Source organism: Rubripirellula obstinata (genome assembly GCF_001642955.1).
GTDB classification, from domain to species: domain Bacteria; phylum Planctomycetota; class Planctomycetia; order Pirellulales; family Pirellulaceae; genus Rubripirellula; species Rubripirellula obstinata.
In genome coordinates this window covers 1-1,952 of sequence record NZ_LWSK01000258.1, presented here as the reverse complement: position 1 = coordinate 1,952, position 1,952 = coordinate 1, and the positions used below count along the sequence as shown (strand labels likewise).

Genomic DNA, 1,952 nt, shown 5'->3' with positions numbered 1-1,952 from the left:
GTTATCCGGCCTTGCATGCCATGATCGCACTACGCTGGATTCTTGGGCTAACTTGCCTTTCACTTTATTCGGTGATGATAATTTCGCTTTTAATGATGGCCGTTCGCCGCATCAGGACAGGCCAGTTCGCCAGCGGTCTTTCATTCGTGCCATCTGCACTCGCCACAATTGGCATTCTCATGTTACCAATTTCAACGGTCGGGTATCGTGCCGCGTTCGCGATACTCCCATTTGCGTTTGAATCAATGTACTTCGTATTCAATGTTGCATATGACTTGGTGGCTGAACTGAACGAAGACAACCTGCCCTCATGACTAGGTGCATCAGGATTGACTTGATTCCTTGTCCGCGTTGTTGAATAATTGCGATAGGAACCGGGCGCGCGGACACATGCATGCCTCAAGCTTGTCGCCAGAAGTGCGTTGTTCAGCGATCCAGGCCGGATAACAATGCGTTGAACCGAAGCGGAGATGGCGTCGTGGTTGGTTTGTCGCCGGATGGTCGCAGGCTCCCATTGTATCCGGCTCCAGTTTCACTAATTTACATTTTCAGGTCCGCTCGGTTAACGCGGACGTTATCCTGCGGAGCTATCGCGCGCCGACATGCTGGTGGCATGCAACGAATTGCGGTCAGCAGCACAAAGGCATGCGGCCATTGCAACGGACATGCTCGAAGGCGGTTGCGGACACAATGGCAGCAAGCACCTGCAGTACGAATCCGATCGCAGCACTTTGGTTTGGCCAAGTTCGCTCCGACACGCGGTCGACATGCTCGAATCATGCGGCAGAACATGCTCGACTTCGATTGGCCGACTCGTTAGAATTGGAGCACGGCCCCGGCCCGTTGCAGGATAACAAAACGTTGAACCGAAGCGGAGATGGCTTCGTGGTTGGCACGTCGCCGGATGGTCGCAGGCTCCCATTGTATCCGACTCCATTTTCACTAATTTACGTTTTCAGGTCCGCTCGGTTAACGCGGACGTTATCCAGACTGACCAATGTGGACGTGCCAGCAATGTGAAATTCATGTCGAACAGCAGTTTGATGCTTGCTGGAATTGTGGGACAAAAATAGACGGGACGATGACAGAAGACTTCCGCCACGCTGACCAGTGCATTCCAGCGACACCAGCACCCAATCGCCAATACTCTCTGGCACAGGCGTTCTGGATCTTCACGATGACATCATTGGTGGTATTGGGATACGCAACCGGCCACGCAGTTCTGCTGCTTGTCGGATTTTCGAGTTTGGCAATGACTGCGACGTGCTGGTTATTCTCATACCAGATGCACGAAATACAGCGTGCGATACGAAAACAATCACCCGAGAACGATCATCCAAATTGATGTCATGCTCGACTGGTGCTTAGGGAGCTGTTAAGATTAGGGCCAACGATTCAATCCGCTGTCTGGATAACAATGCGTTGAACCGAAGCGGAGAGGCCTTCGTGGCTGGCTAGTCGCCGGATGGTCGCAGGCTCCCATTGTATCCGGCTCCGTTTTCACCAATTCACCTTTTCAGGTCCGCTCGGTTAACGCGGACGTTATCCTGCGGAGGCTATCTTGCTCGACCAGCGCGGACCATGCTCGGCCATCGCGGGCCATGCTCGTCTAGCGCGATGCCATGCTGACGGACCGCCGCATTGATCGCGAAACGGCTCGTTGTCGACGGCAGCAGGGCGGCGAATCAGCACGCATTGGCCACGCCAACGCCGAAATCAATCCTGATTTGTTGGTTTCGCTCACTCTGCAATGCTCGTGTGATGTGGGCGTCATGCTTGGACCATGCAGACATCATGCTCGACTTCGCTGGGTCAGGTCGCTAGAATTAAGGAACGCCGGGGACGGCAATCGCGGATAACAAAGCGTTGAACCGAAGCGGCCTGATCGCTAGGGTTGGCTAGTCGTCGGATGGTCGTACCTCCCATTGTATCCGACTCCAGTTTCACTAATT

General features: G+C 53.9%; 2 protein-coding genes. Both read left to right on the top strand.

The window, feature by feature from the left end; all coding sequences use genetic code 11:
* On the top strand, nt 1-314 hold a 314-nt coding region (locus RC85_RS28765), incomplete at its 5' end, for a hypothetical protein (RefSeq protein WP_238383238.1).
* Nucleotides 315-997: 683 nt separating this feature from the next.
* Entirely contained in the window at nt 998-1,345 is a 348-nt protein-coding gene (locus tag RC85_RS25565) for a hypothetical protein (protein ID WP_238383237.1), read from the top strand.
* The last annotated feature ends 607 nt before the right edge of the window (nt 1,346-1,952 follow it).

Bases quoted from the DNA above. Each gene is read 5' to 3' on its own strand.
- RC85_RS25565 (WP_238383237.1), top strand. From the start codon at position 998: ATGTGGACGTGCCAGCAATGTGAAATTCATGTCGAACAGCAGTTTGAT.